Origin of the sequence: Kytococcus schroeteri, assembly GCF_042433515.1 — a bacterium.
Taxonomy (GTDB): Bacteria; Actinomycetota; Actinomycetes; order Actinomycetales; family Dermatophilaceae; genus Kytococcus; species Kytococcus schroeteri.
The window spans coordinates 24,045-40,946 of the sequence record NZ_JBHLVH010000001.1; the positions used below are offsets into that span (position 1 = coordinate 24,045).

The 16,902-nt window shown below is 72.8% G+C and carries 17 protein-coding genes; 6 read left to right on the plus strand and 11 right to left on the minus strand.

The features are described from left to right. Positions 1-36: 36 nt before the first annotated feature. Positions 37-1,407, minus strand: a complete 1,371-nt coding sequence (locus ACFFHC_RS00130; RefSeq protein WP_238138158.1) for an MATE family efflux transporter — start codon at positions 1,405-1,407, stop codon at positions 37-39. Positions 1,408-1,528: 121 nt separating this feature from the next. Here ACFFHC_RS00130 and ACFFHC_RS00135 point away from each other — a divergent pair, with 121 nt between their 5' ends. Together ACFFHC_RS00135 and ACFFHC_RS00140 are read left to right on the plus strand one after the other, a co-directional pair. Beyond that, complete coding sequence (locus ACFFHC_RS00135) at positions 1,529-2,848, plus strand: sensor histidine kinase (RefSeq protein ID WP_379802487.1); 1,320 nt, start codon at positions 1,529-1,531, stop codon at positions 2,846-2,848. Next, on the plus strand, positions 2,845-3,525 hold the full coding sequence (locus tag ACFFHC_RS00140; RefSeq protein WP_379802488.1) for a response regulator: 681 nt from the start codon (positions 2,845-2,847) through the stop codon (positions 3,523-3,525). The genes ACFFHC_RS00135 and ACFFHC_RS00140 overlap by 4 nt, the downstream gene beginning before the upstream one ends. A 37-nt stretch (positions 3,526-3,562) precedes the next feature. Here the strand turns inward: ACFFHC_RS00140 and ACFFHC_RS00145 are convergent, their stop codons facing one another. After that, positions 3,563-4,159 (minus strand): TetR/AcrR family transcriptional regulator, encoded by a 597-nt coding sequence (locus ACFFHC_RS00145; RefSeq protein WP_070703442.1) that lies wholly within the window; start codon positions 4,157-4,159, stop codon positions 3,563-3,565. Between the two features lie 68 nt (positions 4,160-4,227). On the opposite strand from ACFFHC_RS00145, the gene ACFFHC_RS00150 reads away from it, so the two are divergent. Then, positions 4,228-4,707, plus strand: a complete 480-nt coding sequence (locus ACFFHC_RS00150) for a DUF4188 domain-containing protein (RefSeq protein WP_070703443.1) — start codon at positions 4,228-4,230, stop codon at positions 4,705-4,707. A gap of 40 nt (positions 4,708-4,747) precedes the next feature. Here ACFFHC_RS00150 and ACFFHC_RS00155 read toward each other — a convergent pair whose 3' ends face one another. From ACFFHC_RS00155 to ACFFHC_RS00170, 4 genes are all read right to left on the minus strand, one after another. Further along, a complete protein-coding gene (locus tag ACFFHC_RS00155; protein ID WP_070703444.1) occupies positions 4,748-5,173 on the minus strand; it encodes a ChaB family protein in 426 nt (141 codons plus the stop codon). Between the two features lie 72 nt (positions 5,174-5,245). Continuing rightward, a complete protein-coding gene (locus ACFFHC_RS00160; protein ID WP_070703445.1) occupies positions 5,246-6,154 on the minus strand; it encodes a ferredoxin family protein in 909 nt (302 codons plus the stop codon). After that, entirely contained in the window at positions 6,151-7,395 is a 1,245-nt protein-coding gene (locus ACFFHC_RS00165; RefSeq protein WP_141494371.1) for a cupin domain-containing protein, read from the minus strand. The genes ACFFHC_RS00160 and ACFFHC_RS00165 overlap by 4 nt, the downstream gene beginning before the upstream one ends. Further along, the gene (locus ACFFHC_RS00170) at positions 7,396-7,680 is read right to left on the minus strand and encodes a BatC protein (protein ID WP_141494372.1); all 285 of its coding nucleotides are present in this window, start codon (positions 7,678-7,680) and stop codon (positions 7,396-7,398) included. 418 nt (positions 7,681-8,098) lie between these two features. Here ACFFHC_RS00170 and ACFFHC_RS00175 point away from each other — a divergent pair, with 418 nt between their 5' ends. Next, complete coding sequence (locus ACFFHC_RS00175; protein WP_141494373.1) at positions 8,099-10,744, plus strand: replicative DNA helicase; 2,646 nt, start codon at positions 8,099-8,101, stop codon at positions 10,742-10,744. A gap of 66 nt (positions 10,745-10,810) precedes the next feature. On the opposite strand, the gene ACFFHC_RS00180 is transcribed toward ACFFHC_RS00175, so the two are convergent. Continuing rightward, positions 10,811-11,317, minus strand: coding sequence for an FBP domain-containing protein (locus ACFFHC_RS00180; RefSeq protein ID WP_070705747.1), 507 nt, complete (start codon positions 11,315-11,317; stop codon positions 10,811-10,813). Positions 11,318-11,588: 271 nt separating this feature from the next. Between ACFFHC_RS00180 and ACFFHC_RS00185 the strand changes: the two genes are divergently transcribed. Next, entirely contained in the window at positions 11,589-11,891 is a 303-nt protein-coding gene (locus tag ACFFHC_RS00185; protein ID WP_379802489.1) for an antibiotic biosynthesis monooxygenase family protein, read from the plus strand. Between the two features lie 12 nt (positions 11,892-11,903). Here the strand turns inward: ACFFHC_RS00185 and ACFFHC_RS00190 are convergent, their stop codons facing one another. Further along, a complete protein-coding gene (locus tag ACFFHC_RS00190) occupies positions 11,904-12,752 on the minus strand; it encodes a GH25 family lysozyme (protein ID WP_379802492.1) in 849 nt (282 codons plus the stop codon). A 105-nt stretch (positions 12,753-12,857) separates the two neighbouring features. Beyond that, a complete protein-coding gene (locus ACFFHC_RS00195) occupies positions 12,858-13,709 on the minus strand; it encodes a spermidine synthase (protein WP_379802494.1) in 852 nt (283 codons plus the stop codon). A gap of 119 nt (positions 13,710-13,828) precedes the next feature. Here ACFFHC_RS00195 and ACFFHC_RS00200 point away from each other — a divergent pair, with 119 nt between their 5' ends. Next, positions 13,829-15,136 carry a YncE family protein gene (locus tag ACFFHC_RS00200; RefSeq protein ID WP_379802495.1) on the plus strand — a complete coding sequence of 436 codons (1,308 nt, stop codon included), beginning with the start codon at positions 13,829-13,831 and terminating at the stop codon, positions 15,134-15,136. Between the two features lie 37 nt (positions 15,137-15,173). On the opposite strand, the gene lplAB is transcribed toward ACFFHC_RS00200, so the two are convergent. Both lplAB and ACFFHC_RS00210 read right to left on the minus strand, forming a co-directional pair. After that, positions 15,174-16,235, minus strand: a complete 1,062-nt coding sequence (gene lplAB / locus ACFFHC_RS00205) for a lipoate-protein ligase LplAB (protein ID WP_141494377.1) — start codon at positions 16,233-16,235, stop codon at positions 15,174-15,176. Between the two features lie 43 nt (positions 16,236-16,278). Then, complete coding sequence (locus tag ACFFHC_RS00210; RefSeq protein WP_141494378.1) at positions 16,279-16,896, minus strand: maleylpyruvate isomerase N-terminal domain-containing protein; 618 nt, start codon at positions 16,894-16,896, stop codon at positions 16,279-16,281. Positions 16,897-16,902 lie beyond the last annotated feature (6 nt).

Here is a 16,902-nt window from a genome sequence, read left to right on the forward strand (position 1 = left end):
CCTCCAGCATCGCACCTGCCCCGCACCCGGCCGCGGCTACTCTCCGGTGACCATCCACGCCGTGCCGCGAGCACGCCACACCAGGGCCGCCCCACGCAGGACCATGAAGGCGGCGAAGGCGCACCAGAGCCAGACCATGGCCGAGGGGGCCGAGGTGCCGGCGGGCACGGCCTCGCGCACCAGCCACACCACGGGCAGGTAGGCCACCAGCACCGCGGTCTGTGCCCACGCCAGCCAGCGGGCGTCGCCGGCGCCGATGAGCACCCCGTCGAGCACGAACACCACCCCCGCCACGGGCTGCACCAGCCCGGCCACCAGCAACCCGGCTGACAGCGCCTCCTGAACGGCCGGGTCGTCGGTGAACAGTGCCGGCAGCACGCCCGCCAGCGCCACCAGCAGCACCCCGGTGACCACGCCGAACCACACGCCCCACCAGGTCATCAGACGGGTCATGGCGCGGGTACCCCTGGTGTCCCCGGCGCCCAGCGCCTTGCCGGTGAGCGCCTGGGCGGCGATGGCCAGCGCGTCCAGGGCAAAGGCCAGGAATCCCCAGACGGTCATGGCCACCTGGTGGGCCGCCAGGGGCACGTCGCCCAGCCCGGCCGCGAGCCACGTGGTGAGCAGGATGACCCCGCGCAGCGCCAGGGTGCGCACCAGCAGCGGGACCCCGCCGAGGGCCGCGGTGAGCACCCCGGCCGGCGTGAACGCGGTGGGCGCGGCATGGCGCCGCACGTGCCGGCCGAGGAGCCACAGCAGGCCGGCCGCCATGCCCGTCTGCGCGATGACGGTGCCGGTGGCCGCCCCGGCGATGCCCCAGCCCATGCCGAAGATCAGCCAGGCGTTGAGCGCCGCGTTGGCCGCGAAGCCGAGCGTGGCCGCCACGAGCGGCGAGCGGGTGTCCTGCAGGCCGCGCAGCACCCCCGTGACCGCCAGCACCACCAGCATCGGTGGGATGCCGAGGGCCGAGATGCGCAGGTAGGTGGCGGCCTGTCCCGTGGCCGGGCCGGACGCCCCGAAGAGGCCCGCCAGCGGCGCGGCGAGCGCCGCGGTGAGTGCCGCCGTCACACCGCCGAGCAGCAGCGCCAGCCACACGCCGTCCACGCCGGCGGCCAGGGCGCCACGCGTGTTGCCGGCCCCCATCCGCCGCGAGACCACGGCGGTGGTGCCGTAGGCCAGGAAGACGAACATGCCCACCGCCGTGCCCAGCGCGGCCGTGGCCACGCCCATGCCGGCCAGCGCCTCGGTGGAGACGCGTCCCACCATGGCGGTGTCCAGCAGCAGGAACAGCGGTTCGGCGATGAGGGCGAAGAACGCCGGCACCGCCAGCGCGAGGATCTCGCGCGGCCCGGCGCCCTCAGGGCCCGTGGTCTGGTCCGGGGTCGAGGACGTGGGCTCCGGGCTGGTCACGCGCGGAGTGTCGCAGACAGACCGTGGACCGGGCCCGCCGGGTCGCCGTCGGGCCAGCCCGACAGCGATCCGGCCGGCTGGCAGGATGTCGCTCGACGCCGGAGATCACGAGGGTGGAGACATGAACGGACGCACCGCACCAGCCCACCTGAACCCCACCGATCCGATGGCCGTGGCGGGAACGGCTGTAGATGATCTGCACACGACCGGCCCGCTGCGCCGCGAGCTCTCCCGCACGGCCCGTAGCGCGCTCTACCTCCTGCTCGACCTGCCCCTCACCGTCGCCGCCTTCTGCGTGGCCGCCATCGGGGTGAGCGGGAGCCTCAGCATCCTCCTGGCGCCTCTCCTCCTGCCGGGGACCGGGATGGCCCTGCGCGCCCTGGCCCGCGTGGAGCGCGGGGCGCTGGGTGGTCTCCTCGGGATCCGTACCGAGGAGCCCCCGTACCCCGCCCCGCTGCGGGACGCCCGCGACCTCCGCGAGCATATCCTGCACCCCCAGCTCTGGCTCGACGTCGTCTGGGCCCTGGTCGGGTTCCTGGCCTCCCTGCTGACCTTCACCCTGGTGGTGACGTCCGGCGGCCTGGCGCTGTCCGGTGTCACCGCGCCGCTGTGGCTCCCGTTCCTCCGCAGGCTGGACGGGTACCGGTCCTCCGCCGAGGACCTCTTCGGGACCGGAGGCTTCTGGCCGGACCTCCTGGTCAACCTGGGCCTTGGCGCTGCGGGTGCGCTGCTCCTGTGGGCCGTCTGCCGCTGGATCGCCCCGGTCCAGGGCCACGCGGCCGCCGTCCTGCTCTCCGGCCGGGCCACCCAGGACAACCTTGCTGCCTCCCGTCGGGCCCACCGGGCCTCGCAGCAGGCCGAGCTCAGCGGTCTGCAGCGGCTGGAGCGCGACCTGCACGACGGCCCTCAGCAGCAGCTCGTGCGGCTGCAGATGGACCTCGCCCGGGCCCGAGCGGCCGTGGACGCCGACCCGCAGCGTGCAGGCCGGATGCTGGACGACGCGAGCCGTCTGACCCGGGACACCCTCGGGGAGCTGCGCCAGCTGTCGCGCGGCATCGCCCCGCCGGTGCTCGTCGACCGCGGCCTGGTCGAGGCCGTCCGGGAGCGCGCCGTCAGCCACCCCCTGCCGGTCGCGGTGACTGGCAGGCTGGAGCGGCGCCTGCCCGAGCACCTCGAGACCGCCCTCTACTACGCCGCCAGCGAGGCCCTGGCCAACGCGGCCAAGCACGCCGACGCCCAGCACGTGCGCGTGAGCATCGGCCAGCGTGACGGGTGGGTCGGGCTCACGGTGGCCGACGACGGACGGGGCGGCGCGGACCCCGCATCGGGCCATGGTCTGGCCGGGCTGGCCCAGCGCCTGGAGGGGGTCTACGGTCGACTCACCGTCGACTCTCCGGTCGGCGGCCCCACCCGGATCACCGCGGAGGTGCCCCTGCCGTGAGCACGTCCCCGTCGCTGCGGGTCGTCGTGGCCGACGACTCGGTCCTCCTGCGGGAGGGGTTGCAGCTCATCCTCGCCGACGCCGGCCACCAGGTGGTGGCCGGCGTCGGCGACGGTGACGCCTTCGTCGCCGCGATGGCCGAGCACCGGCCCGACCTCGGCATCGTCGACGTGCGCATGCCGCCCACCCACACCGACGAGGGGTTGCGCGCCACGCTCGCCGTGCGGCGGGCCGACCCCTCGGCGCGCGTGCTCGTCCTCAGCCAGTACGTGGTGGCCGGGTACGTGGACGAGCTGCTCGCCGAGGACGCCTCCGGCATCGGCTACCTGCTGAAGGACCGCGTGGCCGACCTGCGGATGCTCGGTGAGTCTCTGCAGCAGGTGGCTGCCGGGGGGACGGTGCTCGACCCGGACGTCGTCCGCCAGCTGCTCGGGCGTCGGCCCGTCGCCGACCCGGTGGCCACCCTGACCCCGCGGGAGCGGGACGTGCTCGAGCTCATGGCTGCCGGGCGCACGAATGCCGGCATCGCCGAGGAGCTGGTGGTCACCGAGGGGGCGGTGGAGAAGCACACGCAGCGGTTGTTCGCGAAGCTCGGACTCAGCGAGGGGGACCACCACCGGCGCGTGCAGGCCGTGCTGGCCTGGCTCCGGCACACCGGGATCGACCTGCCCGACTGAAGTGGATCGTCCGTTGCCCGTGCTGTGCGGGGACCTCTCAGGCCGCCGAGGAGCTGCTGCCCCAGGCGGCCTGCAGGATGTCGAGCTGCCGGGAGAACGCGGTCTCGCGGGCCTTGGCGGGGAGTCCGGCGCACGACCCGAGCTCCAGGGCCACGTACCCGTGCACCCCGGCCCACAGGCTGAGGACGGCGGCCGGCAGCTCGGCCGCGCGTGACGTGGGCAGGACACGCCGCACGGCCTCCACGAGGGGGGCGATGCCCTCGAACTCCAGCCACGACCCCGCCGGGCTGGCGCCCTGCGGCGGCGCGTCGAACATCACCGCGTAGAGGTCGGGGTGCCCCAGGGCCCAGTCGCGGTAGGCGTGGCCCAGGCGTCGCAGGTCCGCCTCGGGGTCGTCGGTGGTGCCGATGGCGTGCTGGGCCGCGCTGAAGCTGCTGACGGCGGCCTCGCGCACGGCCTCGAGGAGCTCGTCCTTCCCTCCGAAGAGGGTGTAGACGGCAGCGGTGGAGGTGCCGCACCGGGTGGCCAGGCGTCGCAGGGAGAGCGCGGCCGAGCCCTCCTCGGTGAGGGTGCGCGCGGCTGCCGCCACGAGGCGGTCGCGGAGCGCGTCGTCGTGCACACGGGGTCTGGCCACTGGACGAGCCTACCCGCGAGGTGGTTCACTAACGGTGTTACAAAACGGCGTCATGAAAAGGGTGGGTCATGTCCACGAGGTTCACGCGCTACACCGCATCGCCCGAGGGGGAGGTCACGGTCTTCCTCATCGGCATGCGCGTCAACAGCCCGCTGCAGGTGCGCCGATGGGGGCCCGTGGTGATGGCCATGCCGCGCATGCTGAGGTACCTGTCGAGCACGCCCGAGGCCGGGATGTTGGGACACCACCAGTGGTTCGGCCGCACCACGATCCTGCTGAGCTACTGGCGCAGCCCGGAGCACCTGCAGCGCTTCGCGGCGGACGCCGAGGGGCCGCACCTGGAGCCGTGGCGTCGGTTCCGCGCCCTGGCCCAGGACGGCGACGTGGGCGTGTGGCACGAGACCTACGTGGCCGGACCGGGCTCGCGGGAGGCCGTCTACGCCAACATGGGCGAGGGGTTCGGCCTGGCCGGGGCCCTGGGGGCGGTGCAGATGGGCGCGGGCCTGCAGACCCATGCGCAGCGCCTGCGGGCGGTCGGCCAAGGCTGAGCGCCCGCAGGCCGTCCGGCGGGGCTCGGGGGGCACCCCGTCAGTCCTCGCGGGCCTTGCGGGTCTCGCGCTCGCTGGCCTTCTGCAGTGCCTCGACCAGCTCGTCCTTGGTCATGTCGGACCGGCCCTCGACGTCCAGCTCCTGGGCCAGCTCGTAGAGGTGCTCCTTGGAGGCGTTGGCGTCCACACCGCCGGCGGTGTCGCCCTGCGGGTCCGGGCCGCCCTCCTCGGAGGCCTCGTCCGAGGGGCCGTTCTCGGGCTTGGGCTCCCAGTGGTCGCCGACCTTCTCGTGGGTCTGCTTCACCGCGGCCCAGGCCGTCCGGGCGGCGCGGGACTCGTCGTCGTACTGCTCCACCGCGGAGTCGTAGGCCTTGGCGAAGGTGTCCTGGGCCTTCTGGTCAGAGCGCTCCAAGGTGTCGGGGATCTCGCTGCCCTTCGCGTGGTCGTCCTTGCCGGTCTTCGGCATCGTGTCCTCCTGGCTCTCGGGGGTGACGGGTCGGGACGGGTGGCTCGGGCCTGACCGGCGCCGTGGGTGTCCTCAGCTGGCGCGGACGTCCTTGACCACCGGCAGGCGCATCGGGGCAGGACCGGCAGCGCGACAGGTCAGCTGGTGCGGCTCGGTGGTCACGGTGTGGCCGGTGACCTGCACGGGCTCACCACGCACCACCAGATCCACCTGCCAGGCCTCCTCGCTGCCCGACTGGCCGGTCACGACCACCTCGCCCCACCCCATCGGGCCGAGTTCCCGCATCGATGCGGCGACGGCCGCCTGGGCGGGCGGGGTCAGCCCACAGCGGCCCCGCAGGCGGGTGGGGTCCACGGCGCTGGCGAGGTGGGCGCGCAGGTCGGCGGTGGCCGATGCGGGGTCGCTGCCGCCGTAGATCGCCCCGTCGGGCAACAGCACCACGTTGGCGGCGAACCGGTCGCCGCCGGTGTGGGTGCACTCCCACACCGCCTCGGGCCACTCCTCGGCCAGCGCAGCGGCCACCGGCCGGCCGCGGATCGCGCAGCACACGTCCTTCAGCCCGTGCGTGCAGACCATGACGATGCCGGGTTCGCCGGCCTGCGGCACGGTCGCCTCCGCATCGGGCCAGGTGCCGAACGACTCCACGGCCCGCACCAGGTCACCGTCGCTGTGCGCAGTCCCCCAGAGCAGGGGGCGCGGGCGGTCGGTGTCCACCAAGCAGAACCGGCGCGTGGGGTGACCGGGCTCGGGGCGTGCCCCCGGGCGGCGGATCAGCATCAGGCGGGCGCCGGCGGACTCCAGGCGGGCTCGGAGCTCCTCCTTGGCGCGGTCGTAGCAGTCGAGGCCCTCCCAAGCGCTACGGCCCCAGTCACCGTTCTGCTCCACCAGGAACCAGCGTCGCGCCGGCGGGGCGGTGCCCACCATCGTGTCGCCGCGCTCGCGGGCGCCGTCGGAGCAGCGGAAGGCGGGGGAGGGGCTCACGGCTGCACCTCCACCAGGCCCCGGCGCACGAGGTCCTGCACCACAGTCAGCGGGGCGGGGAGGGCGTCGGTGCGGTGCGGGCCGTCCTGCAGCGCGGTCACCACCGCGCGGGCGTCCTCGTCCAGGTCGAACCAGCCCAGTCGGGTGTGCAGACGGTCGGGGCGAGCGGGGTCGTCCCCGAGCTCCAGCCCACCGCGCAGGGCGACGGTGCTGGCCGTGCCGAGCCCCTCGGCGGCTGCCAGCTGGGCCAGCGGGGGCGCGGGGTCCGGGCGCCGGGTGGCCCGCACCTGGGTGCGGAACGCCCGGGCGAGCGCCGCGGCATCGAGGGAGTCGATCGCCTCGTGCAGGGCGCCGCGCAGCTGCTCCAGCGTGGGGCCGACGACGGCGGCGTCGTCGGGGCGGGCCCCCAGCGGCAGGTTGGCACGCAGGGCGGGTTCTTGGCGCAGGCGCGCGCGGGCCGCCTCCAGGGCGGCGCCGGCGACGTGGTCGGGAGTCCAGGTGTGGACCCCGATGGTCAGGTGGGCGCTGATGCCGCCGAGGGCCGCCGCGGCGTGGATGGTGCCGCGGGGCAGGTAGAGCACGTCACCGGGCTCCAGGACGGTGTCGACCACGGGGTCCTCGTGCGCGGTGCGGTGGGCGACCTGCTCGCGCACGGTGTCCCACGGCTGGTCGCGCAGCGGGTGCTCGATGACGGGCTCGTGGAGGGTCCAGTGCTTGGTGCCGTGGACCTGCAGGACGAACACGTCGTGCACGTCGTAGTGGGCGGAGAAACCCTGGTTCTGGGGAGGGGTGATGTAGGCATTCACCTGAACCGGGTGACGCAGGTCCTCGCCGAGACGGCGGGCGAACTCCGCGATCGGCCGCCAGGTGCGGTGCAGCCCCTGCAGCACGATGGTGGAGCCGCCGGCGAACAGGGAGCGCACCCGGTCCTCGTCCACCTGGTCGGAGGCCCCCGCGCCGGTGCCCCCGCCGCGGGTGAAGCGCGACTCGGGCAGGGTCTGCCCCTCCTTGGCCATACGCAGGAAGGGGGTGCGCAGGGCGCGGTGCGTCAGCAGCTCGTCGACGGCCTCGAGGGAGAAGAGGTCGGCGAAGTCGTCACCACCGCGTTCGGCGGCGGTGACGTGGAGGGGGCGGGTGCCCCAGGACCGCCCCGCGAAGTCGGCCGGGTCCGTGTGGAGGAGCCGACGCAGTGCGGGGCGGTCCTGGGAGGCCGGGGCGGACCCGGCAGCTGGGGTGCTCACTCAGACCGCGGCGCCACCGTCGGCCGGGCCGTGGGCACCGCTGTCGGCGCCGGCGTCGGCACCGCCGTCACCCGCGCCACCATCCGCACCGCCGTCGCCGGCAGCGCCATCCGCACCGCCGTCGCCGGCGGCACCGTCACCGGCCGCGCCGTCGGCACCGCCGTCGCCCGCGGCGCCGTCAGCACCACCGTCACCGGCAGCGCCATCGCCGGCAGCACCGTCAGCGCCGCCGTCGCCGAGCAGCTGGGCCGGGTCGAGCTCGTCGTTCTTCGGGGCGTCCGTCATGGTTCCTCCTTCTCGACGGCCCCGCCGGTCGGGGCCAGGTGCCCAGTCTGGTGCAGCACCCCGGCTCCTTCAACAGCGGGATCCCGCGGCCTGTGGACGGGGTGACGGGTGGTCGCCCCCTGCGCCGCGGACTGTGGGGGACGCGGTGCGGGCCCAGCTCGTCCACGACTTTCCACGCACACGCGGTGGACGGCGTCTGCGCAGGTCAGAGGCCCCTTCACCGGGCGCCCGGGCGTGTTGCCCACCGGCTTCCCCACAGGCTCGTCCACAGCCTGTGGGGAGAGGTAGACCATCGGTCCACACCGGTCTCCACAGACTGTCCACAGGGCCGTTTGGGGCTGTCGGTGGTGGGGCCTACCGTGTGCACGCGCGCGCAGGCCGGGGACCGACGAGGGCGCTTCGAGGAGTGGGAGAGCACATGAGCGATCACGAGTACGAGCCGCCGCCGGACGACGGCCCGGGCATGGACCGGATGCCCCCGCAGGACGTGGACGCCGAGCGTTCCGTGCTGGGCGGCATGCTGCTGAGCAAGGACGCCATCGCCGACGTGCTCGAGGTGGTGCGCGGGGCGGACTACTACCGTCCGGCCCACGAGCTCATCCACGAGGCGATCCTCGACCTGTTCGGCCGGGGCGAGCCGGCCGACGCCATCACCGTGGCCGACGAGCTCACCAAGCGCGGCAACCTGCAGCGCGCCGGCGGGCAGGCCTACCTGCACGAGCTGATGCAGGCCGTGCCCACGGCGGCCAACGCCGGCTACTACGCCGAGATCGTGGCCGAGCGCGCCATCCTGCGCCGCCTCGTGGAGGCCGGCACCCGCATCGTGCAGATGGGCTACGGGCAGGGCGGGGGCGAGGTCGAGGACGTCGTCAACGCCGCCCAGGCCGAGGTGTACGCGGTCTCGGACAAGCGTGGCGCGGAGGACTACCAGATCATCGGCGACATCTTCGACGCCACCGTCGACGAGATCGAGCACGCCGCCGGCAGCTCGGGCGAGATGGTCGGAGTGCCCACCGGATTCGCCGACCTCGACCGCCTCACCAACGGTCTCCACGGTGGTCAGATGATCGTGGTGGCCGCCCGACCGGCCATGGGAAAGTCGACGCTCGGCCTGGACATCTGCCGGTCGGCCAGCATCGAGCACGGCCTGGCGTCGTGCATCTTCTCGCTGGAGATGAGCAAGACCGAGATCGTCATGCGCATGCTCTCGGCCGAGGCGTCCATCCAGCTGCAGAAGCTCCGCAAGGGCGACGTGGACGAGGGTGACTGGGCGAAGATCGCCGAGACCCAGGGGCGGCTCAGCGTGGCCCCGCTGTTCATCGACGACAGCCCCAACCTGTCGCTCATGGAGATCCGGGCCAAGGCGCGGCGCCTCAAGCAGCAGCACAACCTCAAGCTCGTGGTCATCGACTACCTGCAGCTCATGACCTCCGGCAAGAAGGTGGAGAGCCGCCAGCAGGAGGTCTCGGAGTTCTCCCGTGCGCTCAAGCTGCTGGCCAAGGAGCTCGAGGTGCCGGTCATCGCCATCTCGCAGCTGAACCGTGGACCCGAGCAGCGCACGGACAAGAAGCCGCAGATGAGTGACCTGCGTGAGTCGGGCTGCCTCACGGCCGACACGCGGGTGCTCCGGGCGGACACCGGGGCCGAGGTCACCCTGGGTGAGCTGATGGTGAGTGGTGCCCGGGACGTGCCGGTGTGGGCGCTGGACGACTCGATGCGGTATGTCCGCCGCCACCTCACGCACGTCTTCCCGACGGGCATCAAGCCGGTCTTCCGCCTCACCACCACGTCCGGCAAGACGCTGCGGGCCACCGCGAACCACCCGTTCCGCACCTACCGCGGGTGGACGGCCCTGGAGGAACTCCGCCCTGGTGACCGGCTCGCCGTGCCGCGGCACGTCCCGGCGCCGGAGCAGTGCACCCCGTGGACCGCGGCGGAGGTCGTCATGCTGGCCCACCTCATCGGGGACGGGTCGTTCGTCCGGCGTCAGCCGATTCGGTATGCGAGCGTCGACGAGGCAAATCTCGCGGCCGTGACGGAGGCGGCGCAGCACTTCGGGATCACAGCGGTGCGTGACGACCACGAAGCCGCGCGGTGCACCTCCTTGCGGCTCCCCGCGCCGTACCGCCTGACCCATGGCAAGCGGAACCCCATCGCGGCGTGGCTCGACGAGATGGGCCTGTTCGGTGCGCGGAGCCACGAGAAGTTCGTCCCCGAGGGTGTGTACTCGCTGCCCAAGGAGCAGATCTCCTTGTTCCTGCGCCACCTCTGGGCCACGGACGGGTCGGTGACCGTCACGAGGGGTGGCCGTGGGGGTCGCGTCTACTATGCCTCGACGTCCAGAGAACTTGTGGACGGCGTCTCGCGTCTGCTTCTGCGTTTCGGGATCTCCTCGCGGATCCGCACCACCTCAAAGGGTGACTACCGACCGGGCTACACGCTGGACATCTCCGGGACCAACAGCCAGCGTCGCTTCCTGCAGGAGATCGGCGTCCACGGTCAGCGGGGAGAGGCGGCAACGCAACTCCTGGAGATCCTGCGGGGTCTCACCGCGAACACCAACGTCGACACCGTCCCGCGTGAGGTCTGGGACGACGTGCGGGTAGCCATGCAGGAGAAGGGCATGACCACCCGTGCCTTCCAAGCCGAGCTCGGAACCCAGTACTGCGGATCGGCGCTGTACAAGAGCGCTCCGTCCCGTGAGCGACTGGCCCGCGTGGCTCAGGTACTGGACTCGGCCGAGCTCGACCTCGTGGCGTCCAACGACGTGCTGTGGGACGAGGTGCGATCCGTCGAGTTGGAGGGCGTCGAGCCTGTCTTCGACGCCACCGTGGCCGGAGCGCACAACTTCGTCGCCAACGGCATCGCCGTCCACAACAGCATCGAGCAGGACGCCGACATGGTGATCCTCCTGCACCGCGAGGAGGCCTACGAGAAGGAGTCACCCCGGGCGGGTGAGGCGGACTTCATCGTGGCCAAGCACCGAAACGGCCCGACGGACACCATCACTGTGGCGTTCCAGGGTCACTTCAGCCGGTTCAAGGACATGGCCCAGGGCTTCTGACGGGCAGGCCGCGGGGCCGGGCGGGGGCCATCTGCCCCGCCCGGCCCTGCCGCGGTTCGGTGCGCCTTAGGCGTCCCGCTGGATGCGCCGCGCGAACTTCGCGATGCGGTCCCGCAGGCCCTCGATGCGCAGCTCGGTCCAGAACTCCTTCTCCTCCGGGGTGGCCCGGTCACCGACCTCGCTGACCGTCGGCGCCCGCCGTACGTTGCGCGAGCACGAGAAGTCGGTGCAGGCCAGTACGCCCACGGTGGCGCCGCGGCGCCCGGCGGCGCCGGCCAGCGAGGCCACCACCATCCGGACGTTCTCCGTGGCCTCGATGTCCTGGCACCACACGCAGATGGCCTTGCGGCGCGTGGGTGTGCCGGAAGCGGGTCGCAGCAGGATGGAGGTGACGACGCTGTCCAGATGCAGGACGACGTAGGACCGGTTCGGTCGCTTGGCGTCCGTCCAGCCGAGGTAGTCCAGCGACTCCCAGTCGACGGTGTCGAGCTCGGGGAGGATCGCCTGGGTGGCCTCGCGCCTGGAGGCGTTGACGAAGGACGTGCGGATGTCCTGTTCGGTCACGGGGTGCATGGGGGTCTCTCTTCGTGGCGGTGCGGGGCGCACGCGGGCACGACGGACCCCGAGGGGGTCACCGCCAGCCGTGGGTGCGCAGGGGGATGCGGGGGAAGGTCGCGCGCACCGCGCTGCAGGCCTGCATGGCCGCCTCCTCTCCCGCGCCGTGGCGCGTCACCGTCGATGCCGCCGTGGGCCCGGTCGGCGGTGGGCAAGGTTAGGGAGCGGCCTCCGGCAGGGTCAAACGCCGTCCGGGGCCATGCCCCCCGCATCGGGCAGGATGGTGCCCATGAAGGTGATGTTCCACGGGTGCCTGCGCACCGTCCCGGGCCGCGGCGCCGACCTGCTGGCCATCCTCTCCGAGCAGGGCGGCGCCGAGCCGATGCCCGGCAACCTGCTCTACCTCGTCGCCTCCGACCCGGAGGACCCCGATGCCGTGTGGGTCACCGAGGTGTGGGAGTCGGCCGAGCACCACCAGGCCTCGCTGCAGCTGCCCGCGGTGCGCTCCCGCATCGAGCGGGCGGTGCCGATCCTCGACCCCGAGGGCATGAGCCACCAGGTGCTCACGCCGGTGGCGGGCATCCCCGGCTGACCGGCCGGCCCCTCAGGCGCCGTTCGTGGCGAACGCCTTGAGCGCCGTCAGGTCGCCGTTGAACAGGTCGGTGTCGTACCCGAGCTCCTCCCACGCGGCGTTCTGCCAGATGGTGTGCTCGACGCCCTTCCACGCGTCCGGCAGCGGTCCCGGGGAGTCGGTCCAGTGGGCGATCCACAGCGGCGTGGAGCGCCACGAGGGGCTGCTGCCCATGCACTGATCCCACCAGCTGCGGGCGGTGTAGATGATCGGCCGCGTGCCGGTGCGCTCCTGGTAGCGGCCCACGAAGTCGGCCACGAACTGCTGCAGTTCCGCGGGGGTCCTGTCGTAGCAGTCGTTGCCCTCGTAGGGGTTCCACTCGATGTCGAGGGCTCCCGGCAGGGTGCGGTCGTCCGGCGTCCACCCGCCACCGTGCTCGATGAAGTAGTCGGCCTGGGTGGCGCCGTCCGTCACCTTGGGGTTGGCGAAGTGGTACGAGCCGCGCACCACGCCCTCCTGTGTGGCGCCGGTCCACTGCTCGGCGAACTTGGTGTTGAGCAGGTAGTCGCCCTCGCTGGCCTTGATGTACGCGAACTCGATGCCGTTGCCGTGCCAGGTCTTCCAGTCGTTGCCCACCGTGTGGCCGCTGACGTCCATGCCGGGGACCGCAGCCTCGGCGCGGAAGGGGTCGGCCGGGGTGGTCTGCGGGGCTGCCGGGCCGGCGGCGTCGTGGCCGTCCCGGAGGCGCCACCCCATCGGCGCGCCGTGCCGGGCGTCCACGCCGTGCTGGCGGGCCACCGCATCGGGGCGGGGTGCCTCCCGGCGGTCCTCGGCCACCGATTCCGCAGTGGCGGCGGGCGCGGTCAGGCCGGTGACGGCCACGGTAAGGAAAGCGTAAAGACTTGTGCGACGAGCGTTTTGGAGTACTGTGATCCTCGGGTTGGGGTCGGCGCGGTCAGTGAACCACATCACCCCGGACGACGCTCCTCAGTCGCGGAGCGCCTCCGTCAGCTCGCGCGAACCCGCCGGGTCCAGCACCACGCCCGGGTGGGGCCCGGCGGCCACCAGCGCCTCGCGCACCCCGTCCCCGAGCGGGCCCACCACCAGTACCGCGTTGCCTGCAGTGCGGCGCTCCAGCATCCCGGAGTCGGCCAGGGTCCACACGCCGTCGTGCCCCTCGGTGGTGGCGGCCTCGTCGAGCACCTCCAGCTGGTCGGCCAGGAAGTCCAGCCCGTCCTCGGTGCCGATGTTGGTCATGAGCAACCCCTGGGTATCGAGCAGTTCCAGCAGCTCGAGGTGGAAGTCCGGCCCGGCCAGGTGGGCGCACGCCTCAGTGTCGGTGGGCAGGTCCACCACCACCACGGCGAACTGCTCCCCGGCGGCCACCAGTTGGCCCACGGCATCGCGGGCGTCGCCCACCACCACCTCCAGGTCGGTGCCGGCGGGCAGCGGCAGGGTCTCGGTGACGAACGAGACCAGCTCGCGGTCGATGTCCACCACCACCTGCTCCGACCCGGGCCGCGTGGCCTCCACATAGCGCGGCAGGGTGAGCGCCCCGGCGCCCAGGTGCAGCACCCGCAGCGGCGCACCGGGGTGTGCCACGGCATCGAGCACGTTGGCCATGCGCCGCAGGTACTCGTAGCGCACCTCGAGTGGGTCGGCAGGGTCCACGTGGCTCTGCACGTGCTGCCCCACGAACAGCTCCCAGCCGCTCCCGTGCTCGGCGGGTGCCAGGCGTGCGCGGACCCCGCTGGTGGAGAGCTGCACCGACCGTTCGGCCGGGTGGGGCACGGGGGTGCCGGCGGGGGTCGATGGGGTGGGTGCCGGGTGCTGCGTCACGCCCCCAGTGTGCGTGATGGTCAGGAATCCGTATGGATCCCGGGACAGGTTGTGCCGGGTACTCGGGTGCTGGCTACCTTGGGCCCGTCCCGCCCTGCGCCTCACCCCTCGGAGGAACCGTGTCCGCGCGCACCCGCAGCCCCCGCACCCTGACCCGCCTGGCCGTCGCCGGCCTCGCCGCCACCACTGTGGTGGCGCCCACCACCCTCGCCACCGCCGCCGGCCCCGATGCCGGTGGGTCCACCGCGTCGACCAGCGCGGCCGCCGCCGGTGGGCTCGAGGACGTGCTCTTCGTGGGCAACAACTGGGACGGCACCATCGATGTGGTGGAGGACGAGGGGCAGATGCGCCGCCTCGGCCGCATCAACGCCGTGCCGGACTACCACCAGCGCCTCACCGAGATCGCGTTCAACCCCATCCACTGGCCGGTGTTCCTCTACATCCGCCACACCGCGGGCGAGGGCCACGACCAGCTCGTGGACGACGTGTACTCCGCCAAGGACGGCCGCCACGTGGTGGTCTCCCGCCCGAGCTTCCGCGACGTCGTCTCCATCGACACCGTCACCGGCAAGATCGCCTGGCGCTACAAGCTGACCGGCTTCCGTGCCGACCACATGGCCCTCTCGCCCGACGGCTCGCGCGTCGCCGTCTCGGACTCCAGCGCCAACCTGGTGCACGTGCTGGACATGGCCACCGGGAAGGTGCAGGGCAAGGTCAGGACCGGTGACCGCCCGCACGAGAACGTGTTCAGCCCCGACGGCAAGCAGCTGTGGACCATGGCCATCGGCAACGTGGAGAACAAGAGCGACGCCCCGGACCAGCAGCGCAACGACCTGCTCAAGGGCAAGCGCTACATCACCGTCACGGACACCGAGACCTTCCAGCCGGTGCGCACCATCGACATGCGCGACCGCCTGGACGCCGCCGGCCACGCGGAGCTCTCCGACGCCGTGCGACCCATCGCGTTCACGCCGGAGTTCGACAAGGCGTACTTCCAGGTGAGCTACTTCAACGGCTTCCTGGAGTACGACGTGCAGGCCGACCGCATCACCCGCACGAAGGTGCTGCCCGAGAACCCCGCCACCCCCGCCGACCGCAGCACGTGGGTGAACGACTCGCGCCACCACGGCATCACCATGAAGCCCGACGGCAAGCAGCTGTGCGTGGCCGGCACCATGGACGACTACGCCACCGTGGTGGACCGCCAGACGCTGGAGCACGGCCCGCTGGTGCCCACCAGCAAGCCGTACTGCGCCACGGTGAGCAACAACGGGCAGCGCTGCATCGTCTCGGAGTCCGGGGCCGATGCGGTGACCGCCATCGACTTCGCCACCGGCAAGAAGGTGGGCAGCGTGGCCGTGGGCGACCACCCGCAGCGCGTGCGCCAGGGCGTGGTGCCCGAGGGCTGGGCCGGTCCGCAGGGCTGAGCCGCGCCGGCCGGCGGGGACCCGGACGGCCCGCCCGTCACGGGATGCGGCGGGTCCACTCCGGGGTGCTGAACTTGGTCTCCACCAGCTCGCGTGCGGCGTCCAGCTCGTCCTGCGTGTAGGTGCGGCGCGTGGTGTCGTAGCGGCCCTCGAAGAAGCGCATGAAGCCGTCGATGATCTCCTCGCGCGGCAGCCCGCTCTGCGACCGCATCGGGTCCACGCGCTTCTTGGCGCTGCGCGTGCCCTTGTCCGACATCTTCTCCTTGCCGATGCGCAGCACCTCGAGCATCTTGTCGGCATCGATGTCGTAGGCCATCGTCACGTGGTGCAGCACCACCCCGCCGGCCAGGCGGCGCTGCGCGGCGCCGGCGATCTTGCCCTGCTCGGAGGCGATGTCGTTGAGCGGCACGTACTTCGCCCGGATGCCGATCTCGGCGAGCGCCCCCATCACCCAGTCGTCGAGGAACTCGTAGGCGCGCTGGAAGCTCAGCCCCTCCACGAGCGACTCGGGCACCACCAGCGAGTAGGTGATGCAGTTGCCGGGCTCCATGAACATGGCCCCGCCGCCGGTGATGCGGCGCACCACGTCGATGCCGTGGCGGGCGCGCCCCTCCTCGTCGATCTCGTTGGCGTACGACTGGAAGCTGCCGATGACCACCAGGGGGCTGTCCCACTCCCAGAAGCGCAGGCTCGGGCCGGCCTCGCCGCGCGCCACCCGGCGGGCCAGCACCTCGTCGAGCGCCACGTGCATGCGCGGGTCCATGCTCACCGGGCCGATGAGGTCGAACCGGTGGTCCTCCCAGCTCGTGGCCTTGCCCAGCGCGCGGCGCACGGCTATGCCGACCGCCTCGGGGGAGAAGCCGATCATCGAGACGTCGGCGGCCAGGCGCTGGCGGATGGCAGTGGCCAGGTCGTCCACGGAGGCGTCGGTGGGCAGGCCGGTCAGGGCGCCGTTGATGTCCTCCAGGGCCTCGTCGGGCTCGAGGAAGAAGTCGCCGGAGACGAACGCCCGGCTGATGCGGTCCCCGGTCGCGCCGGCCTCGGTCTCGATCTCGACGGCGACCAGCTTGCCGCCCGGCACCTTGTACTCACCACGCATGCGGCGAGCGTAGACCGGGGGAGGGAGTCCTCGGGAGGATCGCTCAGCGTCCGAAGCCGGCCAGCACGGCCCGGGCGTCGTCGGGCTCGTCGACGGGCGCGGTCCCCAGGGCCTCGACGGTGCGGCGGGCGATCCCCAGCGCGCTGGCCGGCGGGGTCGGGGCGTCGACCGCAAGGTCCAGGTCGAGCTGGTGCACGACGAGCTCCACGGCCCACGTGGCCAGGAAGTCCCCGGTGGTGAGCACCAGCCCCTGGAAGGAGATCCGCCCGTCGGGCAGAGCAGGCGCGTGGTGCTCCCACCCGGCGCACACCTCGTCGAGGTGCTGCAGCGCTTGGCGCGGGCGGGTGTACGCCGATGCCGTGCGGCGCGTCACGAAGATCCCGGGCACGGGGTCGTCGGCCTCCTGTGCGGCGAAGGCCGTCCAGTACGACGCGGCGTCGGTGTCCGCCGGGGCCCGCGTGCCCGCGCACGATCCGGCGAGCATCTCCTGCAGCCCCGTGCGCACGTGCACGATGCAGTCCAGACGTGACCAGCCCTGGGCCCGGCTCGGGGCCAGCAGGGCGAGGTCGTCCAGCGAGTCGCACCCGGCCCGGAACGTCTGGAGGGCCTCGAGGAAGGCGCGGCGGCCCTCCTCGAGCGGGATGCTGAGCGGTCGGGGCATGCCCGC